The sequence below is a fragment of the Streptococcaceae bacterium ESL0729 genome (genome assembly GCA_029391995.1).
GTDB lineage: Bacteria > Bacillota > Bacilli > Lactobacillales > Streptococcaceae > Floricoccus.
Map to the genome: position 1 here is coordinate 972062 of CP113924.1, position 17405 is coordinate 989466.

General features: G+C 38.2%; 15 protein-coding genes, 1 tRNA gene and 1 pseudogene. 2 read left to right on the forward strand and 15 right to left on the reverse strand.

The window, feature by feature from the left end; all coding sequences use genetic code 11:
- Positions 1–70: 70 nt before the first annotated feature.
- From OZX68_04885 to OZX68_04905, 5 genes are all read right to left on the reverse strand, one after another.
- The gene (locus tag OZX68_04885; GenBank protein WEV60265.1) at positions 71–583 is read right to left on the reverse strand and encodes an adenine phosphoribosyltransferase; all 513 of its coding nucleotides are present in this window, start codon (positions 581–583) and stop codon (positions 71–73) included.
- Entirely contained in the window at positions 573–2795 is a 2223-nt protein-coding gene (gene recJ / locus OZX68_04890) for a single-stranded-DNA-specific exonuclease RecJ (GenBank protein WEV60266.1), read from the reverse strand. Before recJ ends, OZX68_04885 begins: the two co-directional genes overlap by 11 nt.
- A 26-nt stretch (positions 2796–2821) precedes the next feature.
- Positions 2822–3583, reverse strand: a complete 762-nt coding sequence (locus tag OZX68_04895) for an SDR family oxidoreductase (protein ID WEV60267.1) — start codon at positions 3581–3583, stop codon at positions 2822–2824.
- Positions 3584–3613: 30 nt separating this feature from the next.
- The gene (gene rnz, locus OZX68_04900) at positions 3614–4543 is read right to left on the reverse strand and encodes a ribonuclease Z (protein WEV60268.1); all 930 of its coding nucleotides are present in this window, start codon (positions 4541–4543) and stop codon (positions 3614–3616) included.
- Positions 4544–4822: 279 nt separating this feature from the next.
- A tRNA-Arg gene (locus OZX68_04905) sits at positions 4823–4894 on the reverse strand.
- A 156-nt stretch (positions 4895–5050) separates the two neighbouring features.
- Between OZX68_04905 and OZX68_04910 the strand changes: the two genes are divergently transcribed.
- Both OZX68_04910 and OZX68_04915 read left to right on the forward strand, forming a co-directional pair.
- Positions 5051–5917, forward strand: coding sequence for a hypothetical protein (locus OZX68_04910; GenBank protein ID WEV60269.1), 867 nt, complete (start codon positions 5051–5053; stop codon positions 5915–5917).
- Positions 5918–5928: 11 nt separating this feature from the next.
- Positions 5929–7176 (forward strand): CapA family protein, encoded by a 1248-nt coding sequence (locus OZX68_04915; protein WEV60270.1) that lies wholly within the window; start codon positions 5929–5931, stop codon positions 7174–7176.
- 234 nt (positions 7177–7410) lie between these two features.
- On the opposite strand, the gene OZX68_04920 is transcribed toward OZX68_04915, so the two are convergent.
- The 10 genes and pseudogenes from OZX68_04920 to OZX68_04965 all read right to left on the reverse strand — a co-directional run bounded on the left by OZX68_04920 (position 7411) and on the right by OZX68_04965 (position 17375).
- Positions 7411–7773: a DUF4357 domain-containing protein gene (locus tag OZX68_04920; protein WEV60271.1), complete on the reverse strand. Its 363-nt coding sequence runs from the start codon at positions 7771–7773 to the stop codon at positions 7411–7413.
- 19 nt (positions 7774–7792) lie between these two features.
- Positions 7793–8137: a hypothetical protein gene (locus tag OZX68_04925; GenBank protein WEV60272.1), complete on the reverse strand. Its 345-nt coding sequence runs from the start codon at positions 8135–8137 to the stop codon at positions 7793–7795.
- A gap of 21 nt (positions 8138–8158) precedes the next feature.
- The gene (locus tag OZX68_04930) at positions 8159–8965 is read right to left on the reverse strand and encodes an MBL fold hydrolase (protein ID WEV60273.1); all 807 of its coding nucleotides are present in this window, start codon (positions 8963–8965) and stop codon (positions 8159–8161) included.
- Between the two features lie 196 nt (positions 8966–9161).
- Positions 9162–9806 carry a DUF4767 domain-containing protein gene (locus OZX68_04935; protein WEV60274.1) on the reverse strand — a complete coding sequence of 215 codons (645 nt, stop codon included), beginning with the start codon at positions 9804–9806 and terminating at the stop codon, positions 9162–9164.
- 283 nt (positions 9807–10089) lie between these two features.
- Positions 10090–11301 carry a restriction endonuclease gene (locus OZX68_04940; protein ID WEV60275.1) on the reverse strand — a complete coding sequence of 404 codons (1212 nt, stop codon included), beginning with the start codon at positions 11299–11301 and terminating at the stop codon, positions 10090–10092.
- Between the two features lie 36 nt (positions 11302–11337).
- Positions 11338–12705: an Eco57I restriction-modification methylase domain-containing protein gene (locus tag OZX68_04945; GenBank protein WEV60276.1), complete on the reverse strand. Its 1368-nt coding sequence runs from the start codon at positions 12703–12705 to the stop codon at positions 11338–11340.
- Positions 12692–13855: a DNA cytosine methyltransferase gene (locus tag OZX68_04950; GenBank protein WEV60277.1), complete on the reverse strand. Its 1164-nt coding sequence runs from the start codon at positions 13853–13855 to the stop codon at positions 12692–12694. Before OZX68_04950 ends, OZX68_04945 begins: the two co-directional genes overlap by 14 nt.
- Positions 13856–14184: 329 nt before the next feature.
- Positions 14185–14829: pseudogene (locus tag OZX68_04955) on the reverse strand (type I restriction endonuclease).
- 135 nt (positions 14830–14964) lie between these two features.
- Entirely contained in the window at positions 14965–15372 is a 408-nt protein-coding gene (locus OZX68_04960) for an NUDIX hydrolase (GenBank protein ID WEV60278.1), read from the reverse strand.
- A 98-nt stretch (positions 15373–15470) separates the two neighbouring features.
- Positions 15471–17375, reverse strand: coding sequence for a beta-glucoside-specific PTS transporter subunit IIABC (locus OZX68_04965; GenBank protein ID WEV60279.1), 1905 nt, complete (start codon positions 17373–17375; stop codon positions 15471–15473).
- Positions 17376–17405 lie beyond the last annotated feature (30 nt).

A 17405-nucleotide genomic window follows, 5' to 3' on the forward strand; every position in this document is an offset into this window, starting at 1 on the left:
GTGAAAACACTGCCTTATAAGTTTTAGGGCATGTTATAGCAAAAAAAATCGCCATTACAGCGACTTATTATTAATAGTGCATGAGAACCTTGTAGTCGTAGTCTCCAATTGCATCACGTCCCTTAAGGTCGTCAAGTTCAATTAGGAAGGCACATCCTGCAACGATTCCACCAAGAGATTCAATCATCTCGATTGTAGCCTTAACAGTACCACCAGTAGCAAGCAGGTCATCAACGATTAGAACACGTTGGCCAGGCTTGATTGCATCCTTGTGCATTGTTAAAGTATCCACACCGTACTCTTTTTCGTAGTCAGCACTGATTACTTCGCGAGGAAGTTTACCAGGTTTACGAACTGGGGCAAAACCGATTCCAAGCTCTACAGCCACGGGACATCCAACGATAAATCCACGTGCTTCAGGTCCTACAATCATATCAATTTTTTTATCAGTCGCATATTGTACAATTTCACGCACTGCGTAGCTATAAGCATTCCCATCAGCCATAAGAGGTGAAATATCACGGAAGGTAATACCTTCTTGAGGGTAATTTGGGATACTTGCTATATAATCTTTAAGATTCATTTTTTTCTTCCTTTAATTCTTTATAAATTTCCTTAACAGGGCTTAGGGCAAACAATTCCTGCACCTTAACCTTTGCCTGTAAATCCTGGTAGATTTTACTTTCAGAAATTTCCTTTTTCTCTGCTTCCTTATTAACAGTCATGATACCATCAGATATGTCCACAAAACCAAGCTCCTCAAAAATCTTAACCATCTTAATTAAAAGAATATTTGGGATTTTTAGGTAAGAGGCAAGGGCTGGAATTTTATGGCGAACATCAAACTCAGGATACTGATAAATTGTTTTATAGAGTCTAGCAAACTGCCCCCGCGAGCCTGCTCCTGTCAAATAAAACTCATCTTTAATCCGATTTTCAAAGTAGATGGCCTTAAAATCATGGCTACTTATGAGCTCACTCAAGGCCTTAGGATTATCTGGTGCTGACTGTACATGTAAGACCCTGTCTATTATACCACTATTATCCGATTTTTCATCAAATAAATAAGCATTTGCTGGAATTTTTATTTTTTTAGAGCGGAGGTCAAAAAGTTGGACACCTTTGGCTCTTGCGTCAATAACCATCAGCTGGACACTACTTACCCCGTTCCACTTGTTTAAGGATAGAGTAAAGGCAAGCTCACTATTTACCTGCTCAAATTCAACCTTCTCTTGGCCATGGCCAAAGAAGACCGCATCGACCATCTTTTTATCTTGCTCAAGCTTAAGCTTGAGATGACTACCATCTTGACCCATGGACCTTGCATCCTTAACACTATAGTCAGTCAGTAAAAATCTTGGACGAGGATTATCCATCCCGTAGGGGCCAAAAAGGTCAAGGGCTTTGACCAAATCAAGGGAAATCTCTGAAAGACTGAGAGTACCGTCTAGTCTAAGAATGTCCTTGCGGCTTAAATCAACATCATTTTCACTTATAAAATCGACCATGCCCTCCTTGATTTTTGAAAGATTGTCAAGGGAGAAGGTCATCCCAGCAGCCTGGGCGTGACCGCCAAAGCTAATGAATAAGTCCCGCATGGGATCTAGGGCCTCAAAAATGTTATAGGCTAGAGGACTACGGGCACTTCCCTTAAGGATTCCTTCTTCATTATTTAAAATAATGATTGGCTTGCCTGTTTTTTCAAGCAAGCGACCAGCAACAATACCCAAGACTCCCTGATGCCAATTTTCCTTATAAAGGATTTGAACGGGCGAGTCATCCATCATGTCCAAGGCTTCTTTGGTAATTCTTTCTACCAAGGCCTTACGTTCAGTATTCTTGTCGTCGATTTCTTTAGCAATTTGGCTGATCAACTCATCGTCCCAGCCGATTAAAAGCTCGATGGCAGGATTTGGATCATCCAAACGACCCAGGGCATTAAGCCTTGGGGCCAGCTGAAAACCTACCGTGTCTTCATTGACATCAGCTAGGTCTACCCCTGAGAGATTCATCAACTCAAGGAGGCCAAAGCGTTCTGTTTGAGCCAAAATCTGAAGGCCGTACTTGACTAAAATCCTATTTTCACCAGTCAGGCTGACCATGTCAGCAATGGTTCCAATAGCAACAAGATCAAGCATCTCCGTTGGAATATATTCAAGAAGGGCACAGGCTAGCTTAAAGGCCACCCCCACTCCTGCTAGGTGCCTAAAGGGATAACAAGCTCCCTTGTGCTCTGGATGGATAATGGCATAGGCACTAGGCAAAACTTCTGGCATGGCATGGTGGTCGGTCACAATAACATCAACCCCACGCTCCTGGGCATAATCGATAGCTTCAAGGCCTGCCACCCCGTTATCAACTGTGATAATAAGACTTATGGCCTCATTATCAATATAGTACTGGTAGACGTCACGGTTGGGCCCGTAGCCGTCGGTAAAGCGGTTGGGCAGGTAGACAAGGGACTCAGCCCCAAGCTCATCAAGGGCTGTTTTAAGAACAGAGGCCGCAGTCATCCCGTCAGCGTCATAATCCCCGTAGATTAAAATATTTTCACCTGCCTCAATGGCTGCCAAAATCCGCTCAACAGCTGGCCTCATATCATTAAGTAAAAAGGGATCGTGAAGGCCATCAAGACTTGGATTTAAAAAATCAGCCACCTTTTCTTGGTCATCAATTCCCCTATTCCAAAGAATTTGACCGCTCAGGGCATTAAGCTTGCTATCCTTGATTACTTGCTCAAAGCCTGCATCATAGGGCTTGTCATCAAGAATCCAGTCCTTACTAGCTTCTATCATAAAAATCTCCTCCTTATAGATATCGATTATTTAAGGTTAAAAAGGCCTCCGGCCAAAAAATCACCAAACCTTGGAAAAAGGTTGTAGGCGTAAGCTCCAAGAGCCATGATTTTAGGAAGATTAATCTCCCTTTTATTTTTACCAATATTTTTAACAATCTTTTGAGCCACCTTATTGGGGTCAAGAACAATGAAGCCCACCTTTTTCAGGTAGTCTCCTCCCTCATTTGCCCTTTCAAAAAACTTAGTATTAATGGGCCCAGGATTAACTGTTGTAACAATGATATTTGAATCCTTAAGCTCAAGCCTTAGGGCATTTGAAAAGCCTATGACCGCAAATTTTGTCGCCGAGTAAATGGTCGAGTTGGCTGTCGCCATCTTACCAGCCATTGAGGCAATATTTATGATTTGCCCTGATTTTTGCTGCTTCATCCCGGGTAAAAACTTACTGGTAACATTCATAAGGGCCAAGACATTGACCTCAAACATGGCTCTAATCTCAGCAGGAGAATAAGACATAAAATCCTTAAAGTCCCCGTAGCCTGCATTATTAATCAAAAGATCGACTGGACCAAAGTCCCTACTTATTTGGCTAGAGACAAGGCTTACTTCCTTGTCATCTGTAATATCACATTCGTATAAGTGAATATCAGACCTACCCTGATAAGACTCTAAGAGGGGCTTGATATTACGAGACAAAAGAATAATATTTGAGGCCTTGATTTGGTCTACAAGTGCACTTGCAAGCCCACCAGATGCCCCGGTAATTACTACTGTTGCGACTTTCATTAAACTAACCTCTCCCTTAAATTCTATTCCTTAAATCTCTATTTCCTCAAGGTCTTTGACCACATGGCTATTAGCAAAATACTTTTTAGCCTCTCCTTCAAGCCTTTTGGCCTCAGGGCCTACATAGCGGGCTGAAATATGGGTCAAAAGTAATTTTTTAACCTGAGCTGCTGCCGCAATTTCTGCCGCCTGCTTGGTGGTTGAGTGGGCATGATTCCTTGCAATCCTTGCTTCTCTCTCTTCATAAGTCGCCTCATGGACTAAAACATCTGAACCCACAGCCAGGCGAATGGTCGCATCACACCTTCTGGTGTCACCCAAGATGGTCACAATCTTTCCAGGCTTGTCAGCTCCGATAAAGTCTGCTGCTATGATTTTTGTCCCATCAGAAAGGACGACATCCTCACCCTTTTTAATTTTCCCAAAAAGTGGGCCAAAGGGAACCCCAGCTTCACGGAGGGCATTAGCGTCTAACTCACCCACCTTATCCTTTTCGACCACCCGGTAGCCGTAAGAAATAATCCCGTGGTCAAGAGGTGCCATGTAGACCTCAAAGGTCGCATCCTCAAATATCTTCCCCTCATCTTTGGGTGTCAGCTCATGGAAGTTGATGTGATAAGGTAGCTTGGTCTGTGACAGCCTAAGACTTGTCATCACATAGTCCTTAATACCCACTGGCCCATAAAGGTCAAGGTCAACCTGCTCGTCACCACTTAAGAAGCCACGGCTTGACAAAAAACCAGGTAGGCCGTAGATGTGATCCCCGTGCATGTGGGTAATAAAGATTTTATTGATTTTACGTGGTTTTAGGGGAGTTTCTAAAATTTGGTGCTGGCTGGCCTCCCCGCAGTCAAACATCCACATTTCATTGCGTTCATCTAAAAGCTTCAAGACCATGCTTGTTACATTACGCTGCCTTGAGGGCATTCCTGCCCCTGTACCTAAAAACTGTAATTCCATTTCATCCTCTATTCCTATCAAATACCTATTTTCAAACAAAAAGGTAAACAAATCGTCCATAAATACCCAAGAAAATAAAAGCACCTAGCCTGTAAGCATGGCTAAAGTCTTCCTTAAGCCAGGATAATCCAGGCCTTAATAAGGCTTATGACTTATAGCTAGAGTTCCAAGGTATTTCCTCCTGCCTACAACTAAGTTCTTCATTTATGTGACGGGCTAGCCCTAAAGCTTGACCAGTAAAAATGTCTACGATCTTGTTTGATCTAATTCGTTTTCTTATCCACCCTAACGGAGTCGAACCGCTGTCTCAAGAACCGGAATCTTGCGTGATATCCATTACACTAAGGGTGGATGATTTTTTCTGTTACCTGATAATTTTACTAAAAATTAGGGGCAAAAGCAAGGTTGATTGAATTTTTTTAAGGCCCTCTTAAAATCATCTTGTATATTTAAAAGTTAAGTAGGTTTATTTATGCTCTTTTTCTAAGATAATGCTAGAATTAGGACATGAATAATATTAATAGAAGAACAATCCAAGCACTAGCTCGTATTTTGCTTGAAGACCTTCCTTCTGTGAGTATTTTAAGGCTCATGGAAGAGGGTAATTTTACCAGTTACTCAGGCCAAGAAAGAAGACTTACCAGTAATAGACAAAGGAGACTGGAAGAGGCCATTATTGACATTTGCGACTATAGTAAATCCCCCTATCCTGTCCTTAAACTAATTGAGCAGGCCAACTACCCTGGCCTTTATGCCCTCAAGGAAGCAAGCTATCTTGAAGACCGCTTGGATAGGATTAATGAAATCCTGGCCCTTGAAGGCTACCTTTTAAGGGTAGACGGAAGGATTTCAGGCCCAGAGCTAAAAAGGGAAAGAAGGAACAGTAAGCTTCGCCTCGAAAAACTTAAAGAGGCCCTAAACACCCACATAATCAATCAAAGGGTTGAAGAGAGGTTGACAAAAGACTACCTCCTCTACAACTACTACGGCCTAGTCTCAAGTCTTGGGGCAGACCTTTTTGACCACCTAAGAGAGATAAGTCAAAGTAAGCTTTATGACCAAGCTCTGATAAACCTACTTTTAAATCCAGAAAACCCTGTCCTTGTCTTAAAGGAGACAGGAGCTCTCGGCACAAGTAAGCTAAATAAAGAATTAATTAAAGAGCTTGCAGGAGATCTAAAACAGGTCCAAAAAATCTACCGACCAAGTCCCAACTTTAAAGAAGATAGGTATTTTGACTTTTCAAACAGGCAGGATACCATAAATATTTTACTGGTCATCTCAAACATCCATGATCAGCTAGATCAGGCCTACATCCTTGAAAAATTAGTTACTGGGGATCTTTTTTCACAAGCAAATGAGACCAAAATTTAGAAAGGAAGGATATGGTGGAAAATAAGGAAAACAAGCAGTATTTCTCCCTGGAAAAGACAATTAAATTAGCCCTTGTGGCAACAGCCCTAGTCCTCCCCCTCATCTTCTTTCTTAGCCCAGGCCTTAAAAGGTCAGAAGCCAGCCAAAAGGAGTCTGAGGATGCTAAAAAGACTACAAGCTCTAATCAAAAGGAGAAAAAGACGGCTAATTCTGTCAAAAGGGCTAAGATTACAGCAAGTGGTGACATGCTCTATCACAACATCGTCTATGGAAGTGCCTGGGACGGGAATAGGTACGACTTTGACAATGACTATGACCTGGTTAAACCTCTCATTTCATCAGCTGATTTGGCCCTCGGAGACTTTGAAGGGACTATCAATCCCCAGAGGGAGCTTGCAGGCTATTCCATCTTTAATGCTCCTGAGGAAGTCCTTACAAGCATCAAAAGTGCTGGCTTTGACGTCCTAGACCTGGCACACAACCATATCCTTGATACGGGCTTGTCTGGTCTGAGCTATACGGCACACGCCATTAAAAATGCCGGCATGGACTATATAGGAGTGAGCCCTGATGAAGACCAGATTCTTGTAAAAGATGTAAATGGTATCAAAATCGCCCTTTTAGCCTACAGCTATGGCTTTAATGGCATTGAACAATCCTTAAGTTCTGAGGACTATAACAAGTACCTCAAGGATTTGAATCCTGAAAAAATCCAGGCTGACATCAAAAAAGCCAAGGGTATGTCTGATGTCGTAATTATCATGCCCCAAATGGGGGAAGAATATCGTCTTAGTCCAACAGATGAGCAGGTTCAGCTCTACCATCAGATGATTGATTGGGGGGCAGATATTATTTTTGGTGGCCACCCCCACGTAATGGAGCCAACTGAAACCATTGATAAGGATGGCGACAAAAAATTCATCATCTACTCCATGGGAAATCTTCTGTCCAATCAGCGTTATGAAACCCTTGAAAATTACTGGACAGAACGGGGAGTTATCATGGATCTTGACCTTGAGAAAAAAGGCGACAAGACTCAGATAGTAAGCATCAAGGCTCACCCGACCTGGGTATCAAGGGAGCCCATTCCTGGCAGGTATTTTGAAGGTTATCAGGCCTATGACTATCAGGTTCTTCTAGCTGAGGACTACCTTCCTGGTGGTAAGTATGCTCTAAGTGTTTCTGAGGAAAAAAGAAGCCGGATTGAGACCGCCTACCATGAAAGTATGGAGCTTCTAAAGCTTGAAGGCTCTAATTAGAGGCTAAGAAAGTCAGTCAGATAGATAAATCCAACTAAGACAAAACAAACAAAAAAACCGAGAAGATTTCTCGGCTTTTTTGCTATTTAGGAGTATAAGTACTAGCACTTGGCTACGGTCTTATCTTATCATAAGGCAATAATTAATCCATCAGACTTTAGACTGATATTTCACAAAATATTTTTGGGAATCAAAAAAAGCCAAGGAAAACTTGGCTGTAATTATATGTAGCGATTATTTACTAGCTTGGCTTTCTTCAAGGCTTTGACCATCCTTGTCCTTCCACTCTCTTGGCCCATCATAGGGGCTTCCAGCAATAATCTCTGCTGCCTCACTTGGTGACTTAAAGGTATAATCCTTTAAGAAGACAAGGCCAGGCTTATCAATGACACCAACCTCAATCAGCTCATCAAGAAGCTCATACTTGCTAAAGCTTGCACTGGTAGGCTTAGGTGTCCTTCTTGAACCCTCAAGAACAATCATCCTCTTGTCCTCTTTTGAGTAGGTCGCCTCAGCGTCTGAACCACGCACCTTGAGATAGAAAAGCTCGCTATCTGTTGGTTTTTCCTGCTTAACAATTAACTTATCGTGTGTCATCTTATTTTCTCCTTTAAGCCTAAAGCTCACTTGTAAGCTTGAAACTTCCGTGATAGTAGACTAGACCACGCCCTCCGTAGGACTTGTCATCTGGCCAGTTGACAAAGGACCAGACCCGTCCCTCTTTGAGGTTGATGGTGTGGGATACACTGGCTCCTGCCTTTTCAATCCAGTTGACCGCAATAATGCCCTCACTGATATCTGCTGGATAAATCTTGACCAGCTCAGTATTGCCCTTATCTTGATCAAGGGCTGTAAAACGCATGGAATCCTCAGTCAAATATTCTAGCTTGAAGGCGATATGTGTGTCATCAAATCTGACTTCAGCAGTCTTCCCCAGTAAATCCTTAAAGCTCTTTAGCATGTAAAGTCCCCCTTAGAATTCTTAGTCCCACTTCATCTCGCCAGTCACAACCTTGGCACTCATGTCAAGACTTCCTTCAGGCAGACTTGGATAGATGGCCTTCATTTTATCAATAATCTCTTGGCTGGTATGACTTTCTTCCTCCACCTTGATGAATTTTTCAATGTAGTCGCGAGTGGCCTTGATATTGGCCTTAGTAAAGTCAGCACCTGACTTAAAGTGACCAGGAATAACAATCTCAGGTTCAAGGGACAACAAGCCATCCAAGTCCTTAATCCAAGCCTTTTGGCTGTCAATGGTCTTGGTATCAGCCATCCACAAATGACTACCCACAGCAACTAAAATCCCGCCTAAAAGAAGCTTGTCCTTTCTTTCATAAAGGGTTTGTTTCTTAGGATCTGCCCCGTAGATTTCAAAATCAAGCCCTTCAAGGCTAATCTTGTCCTTGACCTCACTTGGAATAATAATCTCATCTGGTGCCCCCTTACCCAAGGTGTCAGCCCAGACAGCAAGCTTATTCTTGTAAGAATCCTCAATCCGCTCAATGTTTGCGGCAGTCGCAAGAACACGAGCCTGAGGATAGGCCTTCTTAATCTCAGAAGTACCAAAATAATAATCTGGATCACTGTATGAGATGTAGATGGTCTCAATATCAATCCCGCGGTCGCGAGCCACAGCCACAATTTTTTCTGCATCATGCTTTGAAAACTGAGTATCGACCAAAAGCCCCTTACCAGAACGCTCAACAAGAACAGCCGCCGCCCCAAAAACAGGGTCTGGGTTCATCACATAGTAAGTAGCTTCCTTACCTTTTATTTCCTTGTACATAACTTCTCCTTCCCATTTACCTAACATAAGTATACAGTTACACGGTCATTACACACTAGTCGCTAAGAAACAAGAAAGATTCCTATGAAAACACAGATATATTTTCATAAGAATAAATCTTCTTAACAACTAAATCTTATACTCTTATAGATTATAAGTCAAATAAGAAAGCCCTAACATAAGGGAGCCACCCGTCCTAGGAAGCAGTCACAAGCCTAGTAAAATAAGCCTTCAAAGCCTCATTTTCAGTCTCCGAAAGATTGAGATAGTTGTCCTCATTCCCCTGGTTTTGCATGGTCACAAAAACCTTAGGCACTCCCTCCTCCACGGTAAAGAAGTAGACATGCTTTTTCAGATAAGGCATGGTAGCCGCATCAGAATAGACAGCAACAAGGGCGTAGCTATCACCCGCATGACCATCTGTAGACCACTTAAGATTTAGAGGTTCGTTATTGAGTGCTGCCTTCCAAGTACTATCACTACTTATGACATCATCAGGCAGCTTGAGACCATAGAGGTCAACATCATTACCAGGCCCATATTCCTGGTAGGTCTGATTCATCTCCTGCCCCCAAGTTACCATAAAGTCCCGTAAGTCTTGAGCCTTGCCCTCATTCCACAAGTCCTTATCTTCTGTCCTAGCTGTAGACTGGCTAGATGATACCTCCTTAGTTGATTCAGTAAACGGCTCAGAAGATATTTGACTGGACGACTGAATTTCACTACTTGAACTAGTTTTATTAAGCCCAACAGTTGAACGCCCGCACCCTGTTAAAAGGGCAAAAGTAAGCAGCCCCGAACTATAAAGACCAACCCTTAAAAATCTTTTCATACACATCATACACACACTTCCTTTATAACTTGTTAGGTTAATTCTAGCAGAGGAGGGGGTAAATACAAGAAAAAGCACGTGGGTGCGTGCTTTTTATTGTGAACATAATTAAAAAACTATATCAAGGACTTAGTAAATTACTTCTAAAAGTACTATTTTGGATGCTAAAACATTCTCTATTTTTAAACAAGATTTTTTAGAGAATACCATATCTATATTTAAAATTATATAATGACAGTCATCCATAACCACCGTTATAGTTATTAAATATATAACACTAACATAGTATTTTTTATATGTAATAATCTAAAATTATACTCATCGCTGTTGCAAAATTATTACCAATTTCTTTATAATCTTTATTAAAACCAACATTTAAAACTTTAACAAAATTATCAAAACTATATATAGTATTAATATGTTTATCCGTAATACTGTTTTGAATAGTATCAGCTTTCGCCTTAAGTAAAAGTTCTTGATAAAATAAATCTATTTCACTAGTTCTATTGTTAGGATGAGCCTTATTAAAATGTTGCGTCGGTGTCAAAGCAATAATATTTTCATAAAATGCAGAAATCTCTGGATATTTATGTTGTGGAAAAATATGATGCATTTGTGTAGCTCCACCAGCACTGAATAAATCATGCATCTCTGAAACACCCCTATTATACTTATCATTAAACCTTCGTACGATTCTCTTAGCTTTTGCTGATTCATATTTGAGACTAGAATTTTTAGTATTTTGTACTCTTTTCTCCCAATCACTACGAGTCATATCTTTAGGTTTAGAGCTAGTAGAATCACGAAAATTAACTTTATTATACATTAATTCAGAATAGGTAATAACATTTTTAGAAATTCTACCTCTACTAGTTCCTAATTTTTTAAATTTATAAGCTAAAGGATTCAAAATTTTAGTAAAAATTCTTCCAATTTCAATACGTCCATTAATTGGTGTATTTTTTATAATAAATGTTCCATATTTATCTTTCAATAAAGAATATGATTCTTGAGTTTGATTTTTGAAAAATTTCGAAAATGAATTCCAAATCTCACTATCTTTCAAAACTTTTCTACAATATTCAACAATAAAATTAGTTGAAAATTTTTCTTTAGCAGCAATATATTCTAAAATATCAACATCATTGACACTATAAACATTCAAATTCTTGTTTTTACTTTTATGTAAAATATTTGCATTAGCTAACATTTCCAAAGGTTGTGCAAAAAATTTATCATATTCATGTTTAGACTTTTCATTACTAATTTCAGGTTTATTAAACGTATCAATTACATACTCATTTGCATAATCTGATTTTCTAATATCAGAAGCTGAAAATTCGAAACCATCCTCTTTTCCATCAATAAAATTTATCACACAATCTGCAACTGCACATACAACATCAGGTGTACATTTTTGATCAATCCAACGACCATTTTTATTTAATCTTATATCATAATTTTGAGAGTTTAAAAATTTAATCAAATAATCTTCACTAAACACAGGCATCCTCCAGATGAATTTTACACGATTATATCATTATTTTAAAAAAAAATCATCAACCTCACCATTGTAGAGACCAAAAAACTTAACAGAATTTGAATCTATATTTAAACTTCTCGTACTTAAATTTCGAGCAATACTATAAAATTTCGAAAACACTTCACTACTAAGAAATTTCAAATGCTTATCTGTAATTTCATATTCAGATATATTTTCTAAAATTGCTACAGATCCATTAACAATAACATCCTTAGGTTTTCTTATAACCCTTGGATAATAGGTCATATTAGGACTTAAAAAAACATCATCCCTTTCATAATAATTACCAACGGAAAACCTGTTTAAATCATCTTTATCAATATATTTATCATAGCCACTTATCGAAATAATTGACTTACCATCTCTAGCAATATTTTTACTTTTTAAAACACGAATATCTCCAGCATCTTGCAATACACTATTTGTCAATTGTCTATCACGAAAAACCTTAAATACAGAGAATATCATATTCGAATAAATTTTATCAAAAAAATCATTTCTATATATTAACCAAGTAGAAAATTCATTAGTCACTAATTTTTCTTGTTTTTGCTCATTATAAAAATCATTAGTTACCGAATAACTTATAGTTAAATCTGGTTTCTCAATTGTATTAATTAAAACTGCTATAGTTTCAATCAACACACCTTTAAATCCTTTTTCTCCAAAATCTATAATCTTTTCAATCGCATAAGTTGCGATCCTATTTCTAGTCTCTACAAAATCTGGATTACTTAAAAAATATTTAGGTAAAACAAAAGATACATAATTTGACATTGAAATAGCTTTTTGAACAAAAAAACCAGACATATTATTTGTAGTCATATCATCAAACATAATCGAGTAATCAAGTAAACCATTTTTTTTATTTAATTTTAAAAATGGAGGATTTCCAATAATTAAATCATATCTATCAAATTTAGAAGAAAAAAATGGACTCAGAAAATCGCCGTCATTGTAAACTATCTCTACATTATCTGGAATGTTTCTATATGTATTTAGAAGCTTCAATAACTCAATACTTTCAATGTCAATATCGTTAACTTCAATAATTAATTTATCAGCATATTTATACTTATCAATTATTAATTGTAAAAAATTACCTACTCCAACAGACGGTTCTAAAATATGTATTTCTTTCTTATCAATATACGGAAGAAATACATCTAGCGAATTTAAAATAGATTCACTAGTATAATACGCTGCCGTGTCACTTCTCATATTATTAACTAATTCAGCAATTCTTGATAATTCACTTATTGATAATGATTCTGGATTTTCTTTTACAAATTTCAAAACATCTTTTCTATTTTGAAGATTATTCTCATCTATAAGCTGATTTATTTTTCTGTCATTTAATCCCATCTAACGTCTTCCTAATATTTTTAGCTATTTTTTGCATTATAACTGTAGGAACTGCTTCTCCAATGCTCTGCCTAATATTAATTTCATGTTCTTTTAAATAATTCTCTTTCTCCTCCAAACTTAATTTATTTAGCACACTTTCTGAAACTTCACTCCACTTAAATTCATCTGGAATATTCATCATAATCATTAACTCTCTAATACTAAAAACTCTATCATCAGTTGGATGTACGGTATTTTGACTGGCCATTATATCATTTCTTGTATGAATACAAGGAGCAACATTATTCCAATTTTGTCTCATATACTTTCCACCATTCTTCTGAACATTTGGAACTATATTTCCATTTATAATCCTATGAGGACGCTGTAAAATATCATCATTTTCAAAAGCAGAATGTCCTTGTTCGACATCATGAATCCAAGAACGCATATCTTCTCTATATTTCTTGAAATTATGATATATATCAGATTCACAGATTTCACCCATAATATTCAAACTAGGTAAATAGCCAATAATTTCTTTCAAAGACTTTGATTTTTCCTCTGATGGGAATAGTGAATATAAATCCACAAAATCTGCCAAATCATTTCTAACACCAATAACTAAAGTACGAGTACGACTGCTATTAGCTCCAAAATCTTTAAAATTTATAATCTTAAAATCATAAAAATAATCTTCACCCAACCAATCATAAAAAGCCTCTGAAATATTTTTTTCAACATCATGATCAATACACTTAGTTTTCATGAAAGACCTAACATTTTCTGCAATAAAAAATTTAGGTCTAATTTCTTTTACAATTTCTAATGCCTCAACCACTAACGAATTACGTTCAATAGTTCCGTCATTTTTTTTATGATTTGCAACCGACATACCTTGACATGGTGCAGTAAAAATTATCACATCAACATCATCAACTTTATTTTTTGTTTTATAATTATTCGTAACGGAAAACAATTTATCTTTAATATCTTGTTCCGTAATATCTCCTAAAATATATCCCTCTGCAGATTTAACTTTACCATTAACTTTTTGTACATTTAAACGTCTTTCAATCAGTTCTGACGTAGCTATACAATCAAACATTTCCTGCTTGAAGCCAAAACAACCTACTCCCGAAGAACTAAATAAACTAATATAATTCATTATAATTACCTCTCACACTATCCTAGCCATTAATACTTCTAAATGACATGTGCTTCCCATTTTATCATACTTAACCTTCATTTTGAAGGATCTAAATTCCTTTTTTAAAATTAGCACAACAACAAATTGCAATACAATATAATTCTTAATTATATTGTAAATGTTTTTATAAATTTTATAATATAACACTTTGTGATAATTATTTAATCAAAATTTGGTCAAACTAATATATTTTCGTTTAAATATCTATAAACAAAAAAACTATAAATCACTGATTTATAAACATTTAAATTTTTTCAAAGTTATTTAATTTATTGTTATTTAATTCGTTTAATTTGCCACTTAAAAGCGAAATCCTTATTGAATTTATCAGCTGGAGCATTGGCCATGTACTTGATACTATTAGGAGTTAAGGCTACAAGAATCTGTAGGGTCGAAAAAATATCGCCATATTGACCCTCATAGGCGTACTGGTGCATCTGGTTGAGGGCCTCATTAGCGTCATGGGACGCCACCTTCTCCTCAATCTGAATAATCGGAAGCCCGTTAATCAAAAGAGTGGTATCAAACCGCCTCTGCTGCTTACCGATAAGAACTGGCTCCCGCCTGATTTGATTGACCACCTGATAGATGGTATTTCCCGCTCCAATCTCCCTTTGGTCAAAGACCGTAAGAAAAACCAAGTCGCCCTTATCAAGGGTTATCTCAAGCTGGGAAACCCCATTTAGGCCGTAAAGGAACTGGCCTGCCTGATAGGGTGACTCAAGGGAAGATATCCTATCCTTGACCTGGGCAAATTCCAGATCACTTAGGGGATTTTCCAACTTATCCTGATTGTGCTGATTAAGAATATTTCTAAAGTTTTGCCAAAGTCCTGCCGTGTCCTTGATATCTTCTTCATAGGACCACTGCTTACTACCATTAATCTCAGTTATGTATTTAATTAACTCTTTTTCAAAGATATCCTCATTCATGGCTTGCCCTTTCTAAAAATCTGCCTGCTAGGTCTATGTAAGCTAAAATTTACGCACTTATTTAATTCATTATAGCAGAAATCGTTTTATTAGAAGGCATCAAAAGAAAAAAAGCGGAAGTTACTTCCGCTTTTTTTATGACCATGTGGTTGTCTTATCCTCAAGGATGCCACTTTCTTGTAGGTAGTCTAAGAAAGGCTTGAGGGGGCTTGCAAAGTCAATGTCTTTAAGGTCTGAGACAAATTGAACCCCTTTAATCTTGCCTGGCTCATTAATGGTCACCTTCCCGCAAGCCTTACCTGCAAAGAAAAAGTGAGCCTTCCACTCTAAATTATCAAAGAGGAAGGTATCTGTGTAGACTTCTTCAAGCTCTGAGACCTCAAGATTTAACTCCTCCTTTAGTTCACGTTTGGCACAGTCTTCTGGAAACTCCCCAGCTTCCTGCTTACCCCCTGGAAAATTCCAAGGCCTTTCCCTATCCAAGGAGATTAGATAATCCCCGTCTGCATCTTTTATAATAACCCTTGAAAATTCTCTAATCATAAGTCCATCCTTTCGATTTTACTATCATTATACAAATTTTTAAAAATTTAGCCAAAAATAAAAAGATGAGACTAGATGTCCATCTTTTTATGAGCTAGCTAACTAGCTTTCTTTTCTTCTTCCTTGGCTTCAACCTGGATGATCTCGTCTCCAACGGCTACCTGACCAGTCGCAACTGGTGTAATTGCTTCATATTCCATGAAGTTTGTAACAATGATTGGAGTTTCAAGGGAGTAACCACGTTTTGAAATCTCGTCCATATCAAAGCTTACTAGAAGGTCGCCTTGTTTGACTTCTTGATTTTGAACTACCTTAAGGTCAAAGAATTCACCATTTAGGTTAACTGTGTCCATACCAATGTGGATTAGAATTTCAGCACCGTTAACTGACGTGATACCGATAGCGTGTTTGCTTGGGAAAATGGCTGTTATTTTACCGTCACATGGTGCGTGGGCCTCACCCTTGCTTGGTTTGATTGCAATCCCTTTACCCATGATTTCCTTAGCGAAGGCTTCATCTGATACTTGGCTCAAAGGAATGGCTTGACCTTCCATTGGGCTAACGATTTCTTCTGATGTGAAAGGTGTGATTTCATCAGCGAAGGCTACATCTGATGGTGCTTGTTCAAGTGTATCTTTTGCTACTTCATTTGTTACTTCATCAGAAGGTTTGTAGGCAATGTAGGCTAGGACAAAGGCAATAACTGTAGAAGCTACGATTGCGATAAGTGCGTTAATCACGTTTTGTAGGCTGCTTGATGCGGGATTTAGGAATCCTGGTAGGGCAAAGACTCCAAGTCCTGCTTGATTATAAACTTTAACATTCATAAGACCCATAAGTCCACCACCAATGGCACCACCGATACATGAAATAACAAACATTTTAATCCTTGGAAGAGTTACCCCGTAAATGGCTGGCTCAGTTACCCCAAAGATACCTGAAATCCACGCTGGGAAAGAAATTTCCTTAAGTTTTCTGTCCTTAGTTTTAAGCCAGATAGCAAATACTGTTGCTGTTTGGGCAAATGATACTCCGGCCATGAAGGCAAAGAGTGAATCTGGTGTTCCTTGAGCTAGACTTTGCATTGAAGGAGTAAGGATTACCACATGAACTCCAAACATTACAAATATCTGCCACATAGCCCCAAAGACTGCTCCTGCAAGTGGAAGGCTGACGTTTACAATTGAGTTGATTCCTTGTTCAAGAAGGCTTCCAATCCAGTTGGCAAAAGGTCCAATCAAGGTAAATCCAATTGGCACTGTAATTAAAAGAGTAAACATAGGAACCATGAAGGCCTTAACTACATCAGGAATAATCTTATTAAAGAAACGCTCAATTGGTGCTGCAAGAATTGCAATAAGCATTACTGGTAAAACTGTTGTGGTATAGGTTGCATTCATTGTGTAACCAAAAAAGGTTAAATCAACTCCATTAATGGCTGGGTAACATAAAATAAGACCCAAAAGCATCCCCACATAAGGATTTGTTTTTAGTTTCTTGGCTGCATTGAAACCAATCAATACTGGGAAGAAGTAAAAAATTGCATCCCCGATAGCATTTAATAGTAAATAATAAGAACTTTCAGCATTGTAAACATTGGCAAAGACAAACATGGCATTGATACCCTTGATAATCCCTGACGCTGACAAGAGGGAAATCATTGGCATCATTGTTCCTGAAATAAAATCAAGAACACGGTTAAGCGGGTTCATGTGAACCTCAGACGCTCCTTCTGAGCTTGCGGAACCATCTCCAATCCCAGCCACTTCAAGGACTGTGCTATAGACATCAGGCACGTGGTTTCCAATAACCACCTGGTACTGGCCTCCCGCCTTCATGACCGTTACCACACCATCCATATTTTTCAAGACATCATCATGAGCCTTTGACTCATCTTTTAAGACAAAGCGAAGTCTAGTAACACAGTGGGTCAAGGTCTGGATATTATCAGCTCCACCCACATTTTCAACAATTTTTTTTGCTAAATCTTTGTACTTTTCCATTCATACCTCCAATATATGCCCACCCTTAGG

What these genes read in the sequence shown, in the direction of transcription:
- OZX68_04910 (WEV60269.1), top strand. Translation starts at nt 5,051, where the DNA reads ATGAATAATATTAATAGAAGAACAATCCAAGCACTAGCTCGTATTTTG.
- OZX68_04895 (WEV60267.1), bottom strand. Translation starts at nt 3,583, where the DNA reads ATGAAAGTCGCAACAGTAGTAATTACCGGGGCATCTGGTGGGCTTGCA.
- OZX68_04925 (WEV60272.1), bottom strand. Translation starts at nt 8,137, where the DNA reads ATGCTAAAGAGCTTTAAGGATTTACTGGGGAAGACTGCTGAAGTCAGA.
- rnz (WEV60268.1), bottom strand. Translation starts at nt 4,543, where the DNA reads ATGGAATTACAGTTTTTAGGTACAGGGGCAGGAATGCCCTCAAGGCAG.
- OZX68_04950 (WEV60277.1), bottom strand. Translation starts at nt 13,855, where the DNA reads ATGAATTATATTAGTTTATTTAGTTCTTCGGGAGTAGGTTGTTTTGGC.
- OZX68_04885 (WEV60265.1), bottom strand. Translation starts at nt 583, where the DNA reads ATGAATCTTAAAGATTATATAGCAAGTATCCCAAATTACCCTCAAGAA.
- OZX68_04960 (WEV60278.1), bottom strand. Translation starts at nt 15,372, where the DNA reads ATGATTAGAGAATTTTCAAGGGTTATTATAAAAGATGCAGACGGGGAT.
- OZX68_04945 (WEV60276.1), bottom strand. Translation starts at nt 12,705, where the DNA reads ATGGGATTAAATGACAGAAAAATAAATCAGCTTATAGATGAGAATAAT.
- OZX68_04915 (WEV60270.1), top strand. Translation starts at nt 5,929, where the DNA reads ATGGTGGAAAATAAGGAAAACAAGCAGTATTTCTCCCTGGAAAAGACA.
- OZX68_04935 (WEV60274.1), bottom strand. Translation starts at nt 9,806, where the DNA reads ATGATGTGTATGAAAAGATTTTTAAGGGTTGGTCTTTATAGTTCGGGG.
- OZX68_04965 (WEV60279.1), bottom strand. Translation starts at nt 17,375, where the DNA reads ATGGAAAAGTACAAAGATTTAGCAAAAAAAATTGTTGAAAATGTGGGT.
- OZX68_04920 (WEV60271.1), bottom strand. Translation starts at nt 7,773, where the DNA reads ATGACACACGATAAGTTAATTGTTAAGCAGGAAAAACCAACAGATAGC.
- OZX68_04930 (WEV60273.1), bottom strand. Translation starts at nt 8,965, where the DNA reads ATGTACAAGGAAATAAAAGGTAAGGAAGCTACTTACTATGTGATGAAC.
- recJ (WEV60266.1), bottom strand. Translation starts at nt 2,795, where the DNA reads ATGATAGAAGCTAGTAAGGACTGGATTCTTGATGACAAGCCCTATGAT.